Genomic DNA, 18305 nt, shown 5'->3' with positions numbered 1-18305 from the left:
ACTCACTGATTTAGTGACTTGTTGATTCATTTGATTCGTTGATTCTCTCGGTTCCATCTGATTCAACGGAGGTATCCCCTTTCTTTGAGAATTTGTATCCAACTCCACGAACCGTTACGATCCAATTTTTACCAAGTTTTTTTCTCAAGCTGTTTATATGCACATCAATGACCCTATCGTAGACTTCGAACTCATCCTTCCACAACTCCTCAAGGATCTGCTCTCTGGAGTAAACTCTATCTGGTCTCTGAGCAAGTAGTCTTAATATTTCAAATTCCTTCGATGTCAGTTCTATCTTTTTTCCATCGTAGAACACAGTGTAATCTTCCGGAAATATCTCTAACTTACCGTAGCGTATAACCTCTTTAAGTCCTTTAGTTCTTCTGAAAAACGCCTTAACTCGTGCGACGAGTTCTCTCGTGTTGAAAGGTTTGCCGACATAGTCGTCGGCACCGAGTTCGATGCCTATTATCTTATCCAGATCAGTGTTCTTTGCGGATATAACGATAATACCGACATCCGGGAGCTCGGCCTTTATCTCCTGTATTTCGTTCAACGCGTTTCCGTCAGGCAACATGAGGTCCAGAACTATCAATTCCGGACTGAACTTTTCAACCTTTCTGTACATCTCACCGATGTTGTAAGCGACCTCTACCTCAAATCCTTCATTTTTCAGCATCCTACTTATATTTTCAGCAAGTAGACGTTCATCCTCAACAACGAGCACCCTCATAGCAGGTTCTTAAGCTCCTTTCCGGTTTCTATAAACACGATTTCTTCGCATATATTTGTCAAATGGTCGGCGACACGTTCTAAATCCCTGGCAAAAAGCACGTTCAAAACCAACGTATGGGGCTCAAACCTTTCAACGTCGTTGGTAACTTTTTTATCCAAATCATCGATGATGTCATCCATTTTCCACGTTTCCTTGGCAAGCTCTATGTCCCTTCTGGAAAAGGCCAGCACGGTTTTCTGGAGCATATTGATAACCTCTCCGAACATCTGTTTAACCAAGTTCGAAGGTTTAAACTCAGGCAAATTCTCAGAAATCCAGAGCGTCTTTTCAGCAAAGTTGCACGCGTGGTCGCCTATTCTCTCAAGGTTGTTGGCCAGCTTCATCGCTGCAATCGTGTATCTCAAATCTTTACCAAGGGGATTGAACCTTGCGATTATATCTAAGACGAGATTTTCTATTTCTCTGTTGATATTATCTATTTCATCATCAAGGTCCAAAATCTTCTTAGACATCGACCGATCTAGGTTTTCGAAAGCTACGGAGGCCATTTCTATGGAGTCAGTTACAAGTGAAACCATCTTTGAAAGCTCTGCCCTGAGCATTGAAAACTCTTTCTCGAAATGGTGTCTTTCATCGGTCATATGTATTCCTCCTTCTATTTTGTACTTTCCATTATCCTATTTTACCACTTAAGAACTGCTGTGTGATTTCGTTTTGCGGATTTGTTAGCAGTTTTGAGGTTTCGTTTTGTTCAATTATCTCTCCACGGTACATGAAAACGACGTAATCTGAAATTCTTGAAGCTTGTCCTATGTTGTGCGTAACGATCACAATTGTAAATTTCTCTGCTAATTCTTCAATCAAAGCTTCTATTTTTTGCGTGGCAACGGGATCAAGGGCACTTGTTGGTTCATCAAAGAGTATCACTTCTGGCTCAATTGCAATGGTTCTTGCTATACAAAGTCTTTGCTGCTGACCACCTGATAATTTTAACGCGCTCTTTTCAAGGTCATCTTTGACCTCGTCCCACAATGCAGCCATCTCAAGTGCGGTCCTTACCTTTTCTTTTAACTCCCTTCTATCCGTAACACCTATCAATCTCAAACCGTACGCGATATTTTCAAAGATGGACATAGGGAACGGTGTTGGCTTTTGAAAGACCATTCCTATCCTTCTTCTTAGTGTGTAAACATCAACCTCGGGATCATATATGTTCTTATCGTGAAAGAGTATTTCACCTTGAACTTTAAATTCTGGAATCAAGTCGTTTATCCTGTTCATGCTTCTTAACAACGTTGACTTACCGCAACCCGATGGCCCCATGATAGCTGTGATCTTATTTTTTTGAACTTTCAAATTAGCATCTTTAACTGCAAGTTTTTCACCGTAGTATGCGTTGAAATTCCTCACTTCAATTACATAATCTGTCATTTCTTTTCCCTCCTGAACATGAATGCTATTGTATAAACAAGTATCACGAATAGTATCAAAACAGACGATGTACCTTCCGCCATCCAGCGTGCTTTACTGCCGTACGCAGCAGCCAAGTAATATACGTGTGTTGGTAGTGTCATAACAGGGGAAAGTAAATTTCTCGGTAGCTGTGGTGAATAGAAAACCGCAGCAGTTAAGATCAACGGTGCGGTTTCACCAATAACACGACCGGCACTCACGAACGATACAGTTAAAATACTGTTTCTTACAGAAGGAACCAACATGTCGAATATTACTTCACTCTTTCTCGCACCAAGAGCATACGCAGCTTCTCTGAGCTCTCTTGGTATGGATTGCATAACTTCGTAAACCGAAGACGAAATAACGGGTAGAACCATAAGTGATAAAGTCAACGCACCTGCAAGTATCGAAGTGCGCATATTCATGGTTATGCAGAACAACCCCAATCCGAAAAGTCCGTACACGATCGATGGAACACCACTTAGGACCGTCACCGCGAATTTTATGTAGGTTAAATTGTATTCAGATAGCACAATACCAAGTAATACTCCCAGTGGAACGGCAACCACCAACGATACAGCTGTCAACAGTACCGAACCCAAAATCGCTGGGAATATCCCACCATCCGTCATCTGGTTTTTAGGAAATTGAGAGAAGAACTCCCAAGACCAGTATTTAAAACCTGGAACGAACGCTAGTAAGAAGACAAGAACGATAAGAACCGAAATTACGTACGTCAGTGTTCTTAAAACAATACGTGCCTTCTTGTTTTCTGAGACCTTTGATCTGAGTTTCTTTTTATCAGGGCTCATTTGCGACTCCTCCTTAGCAGCGCAACAGAGGTTAGTTCAAATATCGTTGAAAAGATTATCAAAACTAATCCAGCGAAGAACAACGCACTGTAGTGCAAAGAGAACCTTGCTGCCTCGGGCATTTCGCTCGCTATAGCAGCCGTTAACGTCTTCATCGGGTCGGTCAATTTTCTGGGTACCATCGCAGCTCCACCACCAAGAAGCAGCACGACGATAGTTTCACCAACGATTCGGTTAGCTGTAAGAACGATAGCATTCAAAACACCAGGTAAGGCCGCCTTTGTTGTAATTCTCGTATATGTTTTCAACGGCAATGCCCCAAGTGCTGCACTTGCTTCCTCCAATTCCCTTGGAACATTATCCAAAGACTCCAATATCAAAACCGTGCTTATCGGTATCGTTAAAAAGAACAATCCTATCAGTGCAAGTAGCAAGTTCTGCGGTGAGTATATACCCAATTTAGGGAAAACTGGGCTTAGATAGGTCAAGAATACGAAAGCAATGATCACCGATGGAATACCAGAAAGGTACTCGATTAATCGCCTTATCACAGACTTTTCCTTCTTAGAAGCAAATCCGTGCAAATATATTGCCATAAAGTACGCTATAGGTACAACAATAAGTGTTCCTAAAGCGGTTACAATGATTGAATTGATGATAAGTGCGCGCATTCCAAATTCTGCAGGCTCCCATACCGGGTACCATTGATCAGACAAAAAGAGCTCCGCTCCAACGGAGCGGATAGCTGGTAAAGATTCTTTCACAAGGTAGTAATATATCCCAAAGAGAGCAGCGATCGCTGTAATTGAAGATATTCCCATCAATGCTTTACGCGTCTTGTCCTTTATCTCTCTGTGCACATCGCATCCCCTTTCCTCAACAAATCTTCAAAACGGTCTTATTTTAGCAATTCTTACTGACCAAGAGCTGCAACAAATCCTGCCTTTTCTACAAGTTCCTGACCTCTCTTTGATACTATGAACCTCAGGAAATCGGCAATTGGTCCTTCTTCTGGCCATCCCTTCGTTACATCCACAAAGACGAACAATGGTCTTGAGAGTGGATACTTGTAAGAGAGGATATTTTGTTTTGTTGGCATTACTCCGTTCACAGAGATTACTTTAACGCTCTGATCAACATACCCCACTCCAAAGTAAGCAATTGAGTAAGGTGTCTTTGCAACGGTCTCAAGTTCTGCCATCGATGATTCAAGCATTCTAACTCTTGGTGACATTTTTTCATCGCCGAGGACTTTTTCTTTAAAGACTTCAAATGTTCCTGATGCAGTGTTTCTTGAGAATGGGACTATTTCAGCGTTTGGCAAGTTAGGATTCAACTGATTCCACCTTGTGATCTTACCAGTGTAGATATCCCTTAACTGGTCGATGGTGATGTTATTAATAGGTAAGTTCTTGTGAACAACAATCGCAATACCGTCCCATGCAACAAGAACTGGAGCAAACCATTTTTTCAATTCAAGCATCTTCTGAACTTCGGAGTCTTTAAGCCATCTGCTAGAATTTGCTATGTCTGTCGTCCCGTTGAAGAGTGCTGCAATTCCTGTTGAACTTCCAGCACCTTCAAGTGTGATCTTGATACCGGGATTCATTTTGCTGAATTCTTCAACCCACAACTGTGCAACGTCAAGGAGTGTGTTTGAACCTTTGATAACTAACGTGTTTGAAAAACCAAATACCGCAAAGAGCGAAACAAGTAATACAGTTAAGAAGAACTTTCTCATACATAACACCTCCAATTTTTAAAGTTCGCTCTAATTTTCTCAGCAATTAATTAAGGAAGATTTTTGGTATATTAAGAATTTTTAAGAACGCACATTGCCATAACCGATTCTTCTGGAAATAGTTCCAAGAATAGGTAGAAAATAATCATATAATCATGTATAATACTTTCGGTTATGGATCTTGGCGTTTTCTTATCAGATTAAAAACCCTACTTAGGGAGGTGCGCGGCTATGTTCAAAGATTCAAGGATAGGTATGCTGAAAAAACTTTCTGTGATTTTTCTTGTTTTGCTTTCATTGTCAGTAGGTTTTGCTGAAACAGAGCTCATCATCCATTACCACAGATGGGACGGTAACTACGACGGTTGGAACTTGTGGATTTGGTGGGTAGAACCTATCTCAAAAGATGGAGCCGCTTACCAATTCACCGAAAGAGACGATTTCGGAGTGGTGGCAAAGGTAAAATTCCAAGAAACATTGACGAAAGTAGGAATTATAGTTAGACTTGGAGAGTGGAAAGAAAAAGACGTTGCAATGGATAGGTTTATAACAATCAAAGACGGAAAGGCGGAGGTGTGGCTCTTGCAAGGAATTGAACAGATTTACACAACAAAACCAGACACAAGTCCAAGGGTTCTCTTTGCACAGGCAAGAGACCAAAATACGATCGAAGCATACTTAACAGGCCAAGTGGACACAACAAAAGTAGGTGCAAAAGTAACGGTAGATGGGAAACCTCTCAAGATCGCACGCGTTGAGAAGGCTAATCCTACCGATATTTCAAAAACAAACCACGTCAAGGTTGTGCTTGCAGAACCTATCAAACTCGAAGATGTCAACAAAGATGTGCAAGTAGAAATCGAAGGTTACAAGGCTGCAAGAGTCGTGATGATGGAGATACTCGATAAAATCTACTACGATGGACCTCTTGGTTTCGAATACACACCTACAAAGACAACGATCAGAGTTTGGTCACCTGTTTCAAAGACTGTTGATTTGTTGCTTTACAAGAACTGGGATGACAAAGAACCAACGAAAGTTGTTCCGATGAAATACATAGGAAATGGGGCATGGGAAGTTGTTCTTGAAGGTAACTGGGATGGTTGGTTCTACAAAATTAGGTACTTCAGCTACGGAGAATACAGAGAAGCCGTTGACTACTTCTCAAAAGCGGTCACTAAGAATTCAGCTAAGAGTGCAATAATCGACTTCAGCAAAACAAATCCGCAAGATTGGGAAAAGGTCGCAAGACCACCTTTGGCAGCACCAGAAGATGCGATAATTTACGAAATCCACATCGCAGATATAACAGGGCTCGATAATTCTGGAGTTAAGAACAAAGCAACGTACTTGGGCCTTACTGAAAAAGGCACAAGGGGTCCCAATGGAGTAACCACAGGACTTGATCACCTTGTTGAACTCGGTGTCACACATGTCCACATCCTGCCGATGTTCGACTTCTGGACAGGTGATGAAGCTGACAAGGACTTCGAAAAGAGCTACAACTGGGGCTACGACCCGTACCTGTTTACTGTACCAGAAGGTCGATATTCAACAGATCCAATCAATCCTTATACGAGGATAATTGAAGTGAAGCAGATGGTAAAGGCACTCCACGAAAACGGCATAAGGGTAATCCTTGACATGGTCTTCCCGCACACTTGGGGCGTTGGTGTGATGTCCCCATTCGATCAAGCTGTTCCGTACTACTTCTACAGGATCGATAAAACGGGTGCGTATTTGAACGAAAGCGGTTGTGGAAACGTTATTGCAAGCGAAAGACCGATGATGAGAAAATACATAATCGATACATTGAAATGGTGGGTCACAGAATACAAAGTTGATGGCTTTAGGTTCGACCAAATGGGCTTGATGGATAAAACAACAATGCTTGCAATAAAATCAGAGCTTGAAAAGATAGAACCGACTGTTCTTCTGTATGGTGAACCTTGGGGCGGTTGGGGTGCACCCGTCAGGTTCGGAAAAGCGGACGTTGGAGGAACAGGTATCGCAGCGTTCAACGACGAATTCAGGGATGCACTGCGCGGTTCCGTTTTCAACGCAACAGTGAAAGGTTTCCTCATGGGCGCTCTTGCAAAAGAAACTGGTGTAAAGCGTGGCGTTGTGGGCAGCATCGAATACGATGAAATTATCAAAAGCTTTGCAAAAGACCCGCAAGAAACGATAAATTACGTCGAATGCCACGACAACCATACACTTTGGGACAAGAATTATTTAGCAGCACAGGCCGATACAACTGTGAAATGGACAGAAGAAATGCTTAAAGATGCACAAAAGCTCGCAGGTGCTATACTTCTTACATCTCAAGGCGTAACATTCTTGCACGGCGGTCAAGACTTCGCAAGAACGAAGAAATTCGATGAAAACTCATATAGTTCACCAATATCAATCAACGGCTTTGATTACGCGAGAAAGGCAGAATTTATTGATGTCTTCAATTATTACAAAGGGCTCATCGAAATGAGAAAATCACACATTGCGTTCAGACAGAGAACAGCTGAAGACATAAGAAAGAAAATCACGTTCTTGCCTGCTCCAAGGAAGATGGTAGCGTTTATAATCAAAGACGAAAACGACCCATGGAAAGAGATACTCGTGATCTACAACGGTGATACAAAGGACCAACAATTCACGCTTCCTGAAGGCACATGGAATGTTGTTGTGGACAAGCGCAAAGCAGGGAACAATGTACTGTATCAAGTTAGTGGCAAGATAGACGTTGGTTCGATATCCGCTATGGTGATGTACAAGGCACATTAACAAGAATTAATCTAAGTTTGTCAAAAGTGAGTTGAAATATTAACAATGCTTGTGGTATAATATCCCCGAGAAAGGGGGTAGAATTATGCCCAAAAGAATTCTTGTTGTTGAAGACGAACCAAACATGAGACTTTTGATAGCTGAAGAATTAATGGACGCAGGTTACGAAGTAGATGAGGCAGAAAATGCTGATGAAGCACTAAAGAAATTCTCCGAAAAGCCCTACGACCTTGTTACTATCGACATAGAAATGCCCGGTAGCATGAACGGATTGGAACTTGCAGGTAAGTTAAGAGAAATAAGGCGTGAAGCGAAACTCGTTTTATTGACAGCGTATTCACATTACAAAAGTGACATGGCCTCTTGGGCTGCAGATGCCTACATCGTAAAGTCATCGGATTTAACAGAACTAAAAGAAGTAATTAGCCGTTTAATTAACATGTGAATGATGCCCACACCTTTTAAAAAAGGGGTGGGCATCACCCCTTTTTTTGTATTGTGTAATCGGTGAAAATCGATAGATTGGTCATAGGAGGTGCTCAAATTGGACTATAAAGCTACATTGAACCTGCCGCAAACGAACTTTCAGATGAAAGCAAACCTTGTGAACAAGGAACCAGAGATGCTGAGGTTCTGGGAAGAGAAAGAGATTTACAAGAAAACATTAGAAACAAGAGAAGGTGCACCAACGTACTTACTCCACGATGGTCCTCCGTACGCAAACGGAGATATCCACCTTGGAACCGCCATGAATAAGGTCCTAAAAGATTTCGTTACAAGATACAAGACGATGCGCGGCTATCGGGTACCGTACGTTCCGGGCTGGGATACTCATGGATTGCCCATTGAACACAGGGTTACAACTTCGCTTGGTGAAGAAGCAAAGAACAAAACACCGGTTGAGATTAGAAAACTATGTAAGGAATTTGCACTGAAATACGTCGACATTCAAAGAGAAGAATTCAAGAGGCTTGGTGTTAAAGGTGACTGGGAACATCCTTACATAACGCTTGACCCAGATTATGAATATCACATCCTTGATGTGTTCAAAACACTGGTAGAAAACGGAAATGTCTACCGTGGTAACAAACCTGTTTATTGGTGTCCAACATGTAGAACCGCACTTGCAGAAGCGGAGATAGAATACCACGACCACGAGTCACCATCAATTTACGTGAAATTCCAGATAATTGACGAGCCAAATACTTTTGTTGTTATCTGGACTACAACACCTTGGACTATTCCCGCAAACGTTGCCATTGCACTCCATCCGGATTATACGTACGTCAAAATAAAGGTCGACGGAGAATACTGGATAGTTGCCGAAGGACTTCTCCAGAAATTCGCTGCAGATGTGGGCGTTGATTTTGAAATCGTTGAAAAATTTGTAGGAAAAAAGCTTGAAGGAAGACTCACAAAGCACCCGCTTTACGACAGAACTTCGGTTATCGTTCTTGCAGATTACGTGACACTCGAAGACGGTACTGGTTGTGTCCACACGGCACCGGGACATGGTGAAGAGGACTACCAAACGGGCTTAAAATACAACCTTCCCGTGCTTTCACCCGTAGATGATGAGGGAAGGTTCACAAAAGAAGCAGGCAAATACGAAGGTTTGAAAATATGGGATGCTAACAAAGTCATAGTAGATGATTTGAAAAACAACGGTGCTTTGATAAAAGTGGGAAAGATCAGCCACAGCTACCCACACTGCTGGCGCTGTAAAGGACCAGTTATGTTCCGCGCAACGCCTCAGTGGTTCATCTCAGTTGATAAGAATAACCTTCGTGGCAAGGTGCTGGAAGAGATTAAGAAGGTTAAGTGGTATCCTTCATGGGGCGAAAATCGTATCACAGCTATGGTGCAAGAAAGGCCAGATTGGACTATCTCCCGTCAGAGAGTCTGGGGTGTGCCCATTCCAGCGGTCAAGTGTAAGGACTGCGGCGAAGTAATACTTGATCCAAAAGTAATCGAACATTTTGCGAACATAGTTAAAGAAAAAGGAACAGATGCATGGTTTGAGCTCGATGTCAACGAACTGGTTCCTGCAGATTTCCATTGTCCATCATGCAAGAGCAAAAATTTTGAAAAAACTCACGATACACTGGATGTCTGGATCGATTCTGGATGCTCTTGGGAAGCAGTGATACGCTCAAAAGGTGAAAAGTTCCCCGTTGACCTTTACCTTGAAGGCGATGACCAGCACAGGGGTTGGTTCCAGAGCTCGATATTCCTTTCAACTGCAAAGGCGGGAACAGCACCATTCAAAGCGGTTGTAACTCACGGATTCATCAAAGACGAACAAGGCAGAAAAATGAGTAAATCACTGGGTAATGTAATAGACCCTATGGAGATAGTGAACAAGTACGGTGCAGATATACTGAGATTGTGGGTTGCGAGTACGGACTTTTTCGATAACATCAGAGTTGGAAAGAACATTATCGAACAGCAGGTTGAAGTTTACAGGAAGTTGCGAAACACGATCAGATACCTACTCAGTAATTTGTACGACTTCACAGAGGCTGATTTACTACCGTATGAAAAACTGCTCCCACTAGACAAGTGGGCACTTGGCAGACTCCAGAAATTCATTGAACAAGTAACGCAATACTACGACGAATTCGAATACTCCAAAGTCTACAACGCAACCGTCAAATACTGTACAACAGAGCTAAGCGCAATCTATCTGGACATACTCAAAGACAGACTATACGTAGAGGCAAAAGATTCGATATACAGAAGGTCCGCGCAGACCGTCTTGCACTACATACTTGAAGCACTGATAAAGATTCTTGCGCCCATCATTCCTTTCACAGCGGAAGAGGCTTATCAAGAAAGTCACTTGAAGAAATACGAAAGTGTGCACCTTGAATACTGGCCAGAGTTTAGGAAAGAATTTATTGATGAGAACCTTCTTGAGGAGCTCAACCACTTACTACTCATACGCGATGACGTACTGAAAGCACTTGAAAGCGCCAGGTCGTCGGATGTGATAGGCCACTCGCTTGATGCACACGTAATTATCGAAGCGAAGAACGATGAGCTAAAGGCTCTGCTCAAAAAGTACGAACCTTTACTTGAAGAATTCTTCATAGTTTCAAAAGTAACACTATCTGATAACGTCTCAGGACTGAATGGCCAGTTTGCAAATGTAATGGTTCAGAGAGCAGAAGGCCAAAAATGTCAACGCTGCTGGAAATACCATCCAGACACTGGAAAAGATGAGCAGCACCCAGAAACGTGTCCACGATGCTCCGCTGTGCTCAGAGGTGAAAGGATATAAAATTTAAAAAGGGCAGAAGAGATGATAAGATGAAGAGAATCAAAACTTTGCACACCCATGTGTTTGGTCTAAGTACTTCAATATCTTTAATAGCGCTTATGCTATTAATACTCCCGGTGGTCACATCGATCGCCGGGACTGTTATTCCTACAAGACTGGGGATTGAACGGATAGAACTAACTGGTGAAATCAAAGTCGATGGTAAAAACTATCCATTTAAGTTTATCGACGGAATGCTTCTGGAAGATGGTAAGAGAAATATCACATATAACGGACAGAAATTCACTGTAGAGGTAAAGACAGTGCCTGACCAACTACGTTTGAACGGCTTAACAGAAGTTTATACGTACGTTTTTGACAGCACGGTCACTTTCCTTGATCCGAACGTAAGAGCCCTAAAACCGCTAAGTAGATCTAACGAGATCAAACTTTCCGACAAGTTTTATCTTGCTGTTGCCAGTGATGAATTCGGTAACGTCGCTGATGTGGCATTTGTACCTCCAACACTCGAAAAACTCGACATACTCGACTCACAGAACCCGATTACAAACATCTCTGGCAGAAAGTTCCTACTTTCGTCCAAGTCACCTTACAGGATAATCAGCAAGACTGTGCTCCCAGAAAAAAGTGCCCTTATATTAGAATCCGGTGTCACAGTGATAAGCGCACTCAACGCAGAACTAAACATCAAAGGTACGTTAGTCACAACTGGTCTTGTGAGTTTTCTTGGAAGCGGAAGGTTGAATGTTTCTGAAAATGGTTCTGCATACATTAGCGCTATCGGTCCTGAGATGGACATAACTTCAGATAGAGGGGCTCTGATTTTTGTAGATGCTTCGAACTTCAGGAGCATTGATGCTAACTTAACGAACTTCGTAGTAATTAGAAAAACATCGCTTAGTAAAGTTTCGATCAACGGCGCATACGCTGTCTACATTATTGACTCCACAATCGACGAACTTCAAATCCAGAACTGTGGCCATGTCGTGATAAACAATTCAGCTGCGAACATTTTTAATGTGGGACTTCTCTCCAAAGTAATTTCCTACAACTCACAGTTCGATAAACTCTTAGTTTCTGACTTATCTTCCGTATCACTCGTATCATCGAAAGTATCAACATTAAATACATCGAAAGGTAGCGTGTTGAAATTCAAAAGCTCTTCCTTAAAAAGTGCAAAAGTTGAAAACTACGCTGTGCTTTACCTTTTTAAAACAACCATCGACCAATTAAATGTCGGAAATGGGAAATACTATCAAATTGAGAGCAACGTAAAGAAAGTTGTAAAAATCTCAGAAGAATGATTCGTTCGAGGGGGGCTGGATATGGCTGATTGTGTATTTTGTAAGATCTTAAACGGAGAGATACCTTCAGAAAAAGTATACGAAGATGACGATTTCATAGTCATCAAAGACATAAGGCCTGTGGCACCCGTTCACTTGTTGGCTATCTACAAGAAGCATGTTCCAACAGTTAGTGAGCTTTCTCTGGAAGACAGCCAAAAGATGTGGAAATTATTTGAAGTAATTAAGACGGTGACGAAAATAAATGGTTTGGAAAGTTACAGAATCGTTCAAAACAACGGTAAAGATGCCGGCCAGGAAGTGCACCACATACACTTCCACATAATCGGTGGAAGGAAACTGGGACCTCTTGGATAATTAGCTTTCAAAAAGCGAGGTGGAGAAAATAAAGGCGATAGTGTACCTTCCCATTAAACCGGAAGTCGCAAAAAGGCTGAACTTACCAGTGAAGTTACCCGTTCTTGCTGAGGACCTGTTGCTCATAACAGATCAAAACAGCATCCCAATCGATGTGATACTAAGAGGGCTTGAAGAGCAATATTCGATAGAAAAGAGTGAATACTGGAAATCCTATTTACTTTACTTTCTTTATGAAAAATTCAAAATACTTATCAACGAAGGCAAATTCGACGAGGCACAGCAGGTTCTAAAAAGAGCTCGAGACCTTCAGGAAGACTACCGCTATTATTTTTACAATGCCATCTTGCAAGCTAAACTTGGAAATTATGAGCTTGCAGAAATTGAATTCAAACAATCGTTAGCTCTGAATCCAAACTTTTCACTTGCTTACTATGAACTTGGCAATGTGCTCTTTGCCAAAAAGGATTACGATGAAGCGATGGAAGCTTACACAAAAGCGTATCAAACAGACCCAAATTTCTTGCTCCCGCTTTTGAAAATCGGGGACATCTACATGGAGCTGGGACAACTAAGCGATGCAGAAGTTATATACCGCTCTATAGTGCAAAAACTTGAATCAAGCGAATTATCTGCTGAAGGGATAAAATTCGAACCAATGCCCGAAGCTTACTTGAGACTTGGAGTTGTTTATAACCTCCGTCAGCAGTACGAAAAAGCCGAAGAGATTTTCAAAAAAGGCCTCGAAATTGCCAAAAAACCCGAGATCATGTATAACCTTGCCTACACTTTAACAAGACTTGGAAAACACTTTCAAGCTTACGGACTATTGCTCGAACTTTCCAAACAGTACGAAACACCAGAAGTGCTAAACGAACTGGGCATACTCCAGCGCAGGTTGGGACTTTACGAGGAAGCTTACCAAACTTTTGAGAAAGTACAGGACGATTTTCGCGAAAATTTTGAGAGAATCCAGTTCTTCGTAGGCAAGAGAAAATACGACGATGAGTTTGAAAATGAAATGAAAGGATCTGAAGAGCTCGTGGAAAAAATAGAATTCCCATTTCAAGATGCCCTCGAAACTATCGTACAATCCACCAACGATGATGGAGAACTCATCGTTGAAGACTTTTTGGGATTAACTAAAACAGAGCCGATCTTAAAAGACGTTACCGTTGCGGATACGAAAAACTTCCCATATATCTTAGCTGGAATGTACATCGCAGGCACAGATCCAATAATCATGGAGAAAAACACCACCAAACTCACACTATTAACAATGGGCGCAGGGCTACCCCTTGCATGTTCAACAGCGATATTGAGATTGTACCAACACATACTATCTGGTGACAAGAACATAGACCACATCATCGAAGATATACGTGGTGAAATTGAAGAAATCCACTTCCTATTCTCAACAAGGCTGACTTCACTACTTGAGTCTCCCTTAGACGACTTCTTCGATGTCGATTGTGCCGACTATGAAACATTCGCAATCAACCTATTCAAAGCGGTCGGATACCAACCGTCAAATGAAGAAATAGAGCAAATTGAGGATGAAATACTCAGAAAGACTACAAAATTCTTCATGGAAATCACGACAGGAAAATAATTAGACCACTACAGTAAAACAAAAAGCGGGCAGATGTACGCCCGCTTTTTTGGTGATATCACCCTCAGCTTTCATTGAAAATGAATCTCAATTTTGCTCATGTAGTCCCAAAACGAATTTTTCGAATTCGGTTTCCGCGATATCTTCCAAATTCCCTTGACTAACGACTACCGTCTTTTCTGTTGGTAGTATCTTGAACCTTTCCCATGGGAATTCATATATTTCCCTCATATCTCTGATTTCATCAGGTACTTCGATTAATTCAATCTCCAGTTTTGAATCCTGGAAGACCCAATCTCCGATTTCGTACGTTCCATAAACAGCTACAAACTTCGTCCCGTCTTCCCACTTATACCAATGTGGGATAAACTCTCCAAAAGAATAAAGGTTCCATCTTATCATGCAAAAAACCTCCTAAAGCTGAGCAAGTTTCAAGCGCTTTTATTTTCAAACGACCTAAATATTTTAACATATTTGTCCATATTTTTAAAGTATGAAACAACATAGCAAAAGAAAGAATTAAGGAAAATCAAGCTCTATGAACCTTTCCACATGTCTTTCTTCCACTTAGAACACGTTCTGTTTCATCAAACAGTCCTAGATAGACTATATTGTCCAAAATTCCCTTGTACGTTTTCAACTCAAGCAAATTATAGGCAAGGATAACTTCATCCAAAACTCTGAAAAGATATTTCCTAACCTCTGGCCTTATGCTGTCTACAAATTCTTCAACGTCCATACCTGAACTAAAACCATACTGGGTAACGAAAGGATTGTAGTTCCCTTTCTTTAAATCTCTTCGCAGATCATCAAACGCATCAAGCGCGTATATCCACTTTCCGAGATGCTTTGCCAAATGCACCAAAACAGTTATTTGTTCAGAAGGCAGGCCTTGGAAATTCTCAAAGAACAAAGCCACGATATCACCAAACACCTCTGCAGTTTTATCGATAGATGGTTCTCTTCTTTTCTCCAATTCATTAAGCTCTTTCAGAAGAGCTTGGAGACGAAACTCCACGGAAGGTTGAACTGGAGGAATATCCTTGAAAACTTTCAAAAGCAGAGCTTTGGCAAAGTTCCTTTCATCTTCAACATCATCAAAAAGTTTGTACTTCAAAAGCAACAGAAAATTACCTGCGGCAAGTTGTATTTCCTCACCTTCAAAATAACTGATATTTCTCAACTCAATACCGCAAAACCTTCTCTTGTACTCTAACTCCTTACCCCTGAGTGAAGTCAAAAGCAGTGCAAAGAACACAGAATCATAACTTAAAAAGAATTTTGCAAGGTATCTTGCTTTGTGCAAACTCGTGCACACGCCACAATAAAAAGCACGAAATTCGTTTAATTCTCTAACTTTCAGCTCATCTTTAACAGGTCTTACATACCCAAACATCCCAGCACCTACTTAAAAAAATCTCACATACATGAAATACAATCTCCACCCATACATTCACAACACGTATCGCCAACCCACATGCATCCAATACATCTACACACGTCATCGCAGCAACCACTACTTCTTCGGTAATAGCCAGGACGATATCCCCTCAAAACATGTTGACCTAAAAATTCTGAATTGTCGACCGAAGGATTGTTTACAAGAGGTTGTTCAAGCTTTCTTTTCTCCAAATACTCGCTATAGGCTTCCACAAGCTCATTGTACTTTGCAATTGCAATAGGTTTTAAATGGCTGTTTTCGTACCTTTTTGGATTGTACTTTTCAAGGTATTCATTATACAACTTTTCAACCTCACTGTGTGTTGCATCTTCTGGAATGTTAAGTATCTCATATATACTTCGCACAAAATACACCTCCACGGTACGAGAATTTTCGCTCTATCATTTAACATCGAGAAATTTTTCAATCCATTTCTTCATTTCCAAAACAACCTTTTCAAACAGAATCTCATAGCCAGCAAAAAACACGTTAGCGAAAATAACTATGCCGTACATAACAAGCTTTTCATCAATAATCACAACTTTTTGAATTGCTTGAGCTGTCTGTGAGAGTATGTCGATGTCCAATACGACGCCTTGAACAAAAAGCCAAATAAAAAACGCACAGTTGAAATACACATACTTGCCAACCCACGAAAGTACCTTTTCATGCCTTTCTAAAAGGTATCTGATAGGAATGTAGAAAGACATGAAAGCAAAGGTGGTCACATATCCAATTCTTGGTATGAACAAATAGGCCAACACATTTAAACCAAACACTTCCAAAAGCCCCATAAAAAATGAATCGAATATCAAATACGGGCCATAGAGCAAATACGACGCAACGATAAGGAAAGTCCACTTACTCGGTGTTAGACTGCCGATGTAAAGAAAAACAAAAAGAAACCCAAGAAAGATTCCAAGAAAAGCTACCTTCTTGCTACGATTTGTTCTCGAACTTTCTATTTTGTTAAATCTATCAGCCATAACTCACCAATCACCCATCCAGCTTAGTTACCTGCCTTTTCTTTGTCTGGCTCGGAAATCTCGTTACTCTCAGTGTCTTTAAGCTCGTTGTAAATTGCCTTTATCTTTTCTATATTCTCAACAAACGCATCGACTACTCTTGGATCAAAATGCGTCCCTCTACCTTCTTTTACTATCTCAACCGCTTTCTCAAACGAGAATGGCTTTTTGTACGGCCTTTTCGATGTCAAAGCATCGAACACATCCGCAACTGCCAGTATCCTCCCTTCGATACTTATCTCCTCTCCCTTCTTTCCAAACGGATACCCGCTTCCATCCCATTTCTCGTGGTGGTCTCTAATCAAATTTATCGCCGTCTTGAGCGAGTTGCCAGACATGATTTTCCGACTGTTCTCAACAAAATCTTCGATAATTCTTACACCTATCATCACGTGTGTTTTCATAACCTCCCATTCGTCGTCGTCAAGCTTGCCTGGTTTGAGTAGTATGCTGTCAGGTATACCTATTTTCCCAATATCATGCAATGGAGCGAACTGATATATTTCTCTGACCAGCCTTGGCTCAAGCTTCATAGCCTCTGCTAATATTTTCGCATAAGTTGAAACCCTCCTAATGTGATTGCCTGTTTCGTTGTCTCTGTACTCTGAGAGATTTACCAGGGATTCACCAAAATTCGCCACTACGTTCTGAATCGCCAATGCGTAAAACAACTTAGGTGAAAGTATCAAAGAAATTATATGGAATAGCTTTCCGTCTTCTTCAGTAAAATGGTTAACCTCTTTCGATGTCAAAAAGAAAAACCCTATTACTTCCCCACCGACAACTGCTGGAACTGTTAAATTGGACAAAAATCCTTCCTTGACTATGAGTTCTGCACTCTTGGAATTAACAGCTCTCAAATCGTTGATGATACGATACTTAAGCCCTTCTTTCGCAATTTTCCCAAGTGATGTCTCACCGAGCTTTTGTCTGAAACCTTTATGCAAAAAAGCTCTATGTCCCGGTTCTGAAAAGTACGCCTCTTCTGCAATCACTTCATCATCTGATATCAAAGCAAGTGAGAACCTCTCCACTTCAAAAAAGCTACAAACTTGTTCACCAACGAGTTTGATATATTCTTCAATTGTATCAACATATGGAAGTTCTCTAAAATAACTAACTATCCCGTTCCTCATGTTGGCTTCCTTTATCATAGCATTTAAGACTGACTCTTCTTTGCATGTCTCGGGCTGAATAGTTGGTATATTCTCGATATATAAAGATTCAGAAATCCTCCTTGATATTTCATACAGTTTCATCGAAAATGATTGTATACGAGAATACTTACCTTTAAAGTTTAAAAGAATCAGAAACATTGATAGAAGAATAACGGTTATAACCCACATAAAGAACTTGAATCCACCCTGCATACTCTTTGCCTCATACTCGCGCATAAATGAGGTAAAGTCTCTTAATTGCTTTGCTATAGTCTGGGAATCGTTTGAATTGATCGCTTTTATGAATTCAGAAGTTTCAAAACCGTAGCGTTCCATCACCTCAATGAGACCTTCGGCTTTTGAATGATCGAGGACGACTGAATTAATTTTATCGAACACCACTTTTATTTGAAAGTATTCTGTTCGTTTTTTATAAATCATATATCCCAGAAAAACCTCAGCAAACAAAACGAAGAAGGTTAGAAACAACAAGCTGATTCTTATGAATTTAATCTCCGAAAAAATTTCTTTACTATTGTTCTTGCTCTCACTCATGCTCTTCACCTCCTACTCACTCTTAAACTAAAAGACGACCGTAGAG

General features: G+C 41.0%; 17 protein-coding genes. 6 read left to right on the top strand and 11 right to left on the bottom strand.

From position 1 onward, the window contains the following. Nucleotides 1-10: 10 nt before the first annotated feature. Genes CBS1_RS06410 through CBS1_RS06385 form a run of 6 tightly spaced genes read right to left on the bottom strand, consistent with a single transcriptional unit; the run spans nucleotide 11 to nucleotide 4744 of the window. Nucleotides 11-733: a response regulator transcription factor gene (locus CBS1_RS06410; RefSeq protein ID WP_033192292.1), complete on the bottom strand. Its 723-nt coding sequence runs from the start codon at nucleotides 731-733 to the stop codon at nucleotides 11-13. Continuing rightward, nucleotides 730-1377: a phosphate signaling complex protein PhoU gene (gene phoU, locus CBS1_RS06405; RefSeq protein WP_090221765.1), complete on the bottom strand. Its 648-nt coding sequence runs from the start codon at nucleotides 1375-1377 to the stop codon at nucleotides 730-732. The genes CBS1_RS06410 and phoU overlap by 4 nt, the downstream gene beginning before the upstream one ends. Nucleotides 1378-1408: 31 nt before the next feature. Then, entirely contained in the window at nucleotides 1409-2167 is a 759-nt protein-coding gene (gene pstB / locus CBS1_RS06400; protein ID WP_033192290.1) for a phosphate ABC transporter ATP-binding protein PstB, read from the bottom strand. Further along, complete coding sequence (gene pstA, locus CBS1_RS06395) at nucleotides 2164-3003, bottom strand: phosphate ABC transporter permease PstA (RefSeq protein WP_090221763.1); 840 nt, start codon at nucleotides 3001-3003, stop codon at nucleotides 2164-2166. The genes pstB and pstA overlap by 4 nt, the downstream gene beginning before the upstream one ends. Continuing rightward, nucleotides 3000-3863, bottom strand: coding sequence for a PstC family ABC transporter permease (locus CBS1_RS06390; protein ID WP_090221761.1), 864 nt, complete (start codon nucleotides 3861-3863; stop codon nucleotides 3000-3002). Before CBS1_RS06390 ends, pstA begins: the two co-directional genes overlap by 4 nt. 53 nt (nucleotides 3864-3916) lie before the next feature. After that, nucleotides 3917-4744, bottom strand: a complete 828-nt coding sequence (locus CBS1_RS06385) for a phosphate ABC transporter substrate-binding protein (RefSeq protein ID WP_090221759.1) — start codon at nucleotides 4742-4744, stop codon at nucleotides 3917-3919. A 255-nt stretch (nucleotides 4745-4999) separates the two neighbouring features. Here CBS1_RS06385 and pulA point away from each other — a divergent pair, with 255 nt between their 5' ends. From pulA to CBS1_RS06355, 6 genes are all read left to right on the top strand, one after another. Beyond that, nucleotides 5000-7525, top strand: coding sequence for a type I pullulanase (gene pulA, locus CBS1_RS06380; RefSeq protein ID WP_164969289.1), 2526 nt, complete (start codon nucleotides 5000-5002; stop codon nucleotides 7523-7525). A gap of 85 nt (nucleotides 7526-7610) precedes the next feature. After that, entirely contained in the window at nucleotides 7611-7970 is a 360-nt protein-coding gene (locus CBS1_RS06375; RefSeq protein WP_033192288.1) for a response regulator, read from the top strand. A 99-nt stretch (nucleotides 7971-8069) separates the two neighbouring features. After that, on the top strand, nucleotides 8070-10808 hold the full coding sequence (gene ileS / locus CBS1_RS06370) for an isoleucine--tRNA ligase (RefSeq protein ID WP_033192287.1): 2739 nt from the start codon (nucleotides 8070-8072) through the stop codon (nucleotides 10806-10808). A gap of 29 nt (nucleotides 10809-10837) precedes the next feature. Next, nucleotides 10838-12112, top strand: coding sequence for a hypothetical protein (locus CBS1_RS06365; RefSeq protein ID WP_090221756.1), 1275 nt, complete (start codon nucleotides 10838-10840; stop codon nucleotides 12110-12112). A 21-nt stretch (nucleotides 12113-12133) separates the two neighbouring features. Then, the gene (locus CBS1_RS06360; RefSeq protein ID WP_090221754.1) at nucleotides 12134-12469 is read left to right on the top strand and encodes a histidine triad nucleotide-binding protein; all 336 of its coding nucleotides are present in this window, start codon (nucleotides 12134-12136) and stop codon (nucleotides 12467-12469) included. 19 nt (nucleotides 12470-12488) lie between these two features. Next, nucleotides 12489-14081 (top strand): tetratricopeptide repeat protein, encoded by a 1593-nt coding sequence (locus CBS1_RS06355; protein ID WP_090221753.1) that lies wholly within the window; start codon nucleotides 12489-12491, stop codon nucleotides 14079-14081. 87 nt (nucleotides 14082-14168) lie between these two features. Here the strand turns inward: CBS1_RS06355 and CBS1_RS06350 are convergent, their stop codons facing one another. The 5 genes from CBS1_RS06350 to CBS1_RS06330 all read right to left on the bottom strand — a co-directional run bounded on the left by CBS1_RS06350 (nucleotide 14169) and on the right by CBS1_RS06330 (nucleotide 18259). Further along, the gene (locus CBS1_RS06350; RefSeq protein ID WP_033192285.1) at nucleotides 14169-14483 is read right to left on the bottom strand and encodes a hypothetical protein; all 315 of its coding nucleotides are present in this window, start codon (nucleotides 14481-14483) and stop codon (nucleotides 14169-14171) included. A 127-nt stretch (nucleotides 14484-14610) separates the two neighbouring features. Then, complete coding sequence (locus CBS1_RS06345; RefSeq protein ID WP_090221752.1) at nucleotides 14611-15477, bottom strand: DUF5685 family protein; 867 nt, start codon at nucleotides 15475-15477, stop codon at nucleotides 14611-14613. A 23-nt stretch (nucleotides 15478-15500) separates the two neighbouring features. Next, on the bottom strand, nucleotides 15501-15887 hold the full coding sequence (locus tag CBS1_RS06340; protein ID WP_090221750.1) for a hypothetical protein: 387 nt from the start codon (nucleotides 15885-15887) through the stop codon (nucleotides 15501-15503). Between the two features lie 36 nt (nucleotides 15888-15923). After that, the gene (locus CBS1_RS06335) at nucleotides 15924-16508 is read right to left on the bottom strand and encodes a hypothetical protein (protein WP_090221748.1); all 585 of its coding nucleotides are present in this window, start codon (nucleotides 16506-16508) and stop codon (nucleotides 15924-15926) included. Nucleotides 16509-16531: 23 nt separating this feature from the next. Further along, nucleotides 16532-18259: an HD-GYP domain-containing protein gene (locus tag CBS1_RS06330; protein WP_090221746.1), complete on the bottom strand. Its 1728-nt coding sequence runs from the start codon at nucleotides 18257-18259 to the stop codon at nucleotides 16532-16534. Nucleotides 18260-18305: the final 46 nt, after the last annotated feature.

It is taken from the genome of Fervidobacterium changbaicum, assembly GCF_004117075.1.
GTDB lineage: Bacteria > Thermotogota > Thermotogae > Thermotogales > Fervidobacteriaceae > Fervidobacterium > Fervidobacterium islandicum.
This window is presented reverse-complemented; position numbering and strand designations above follow the sequence as displayed.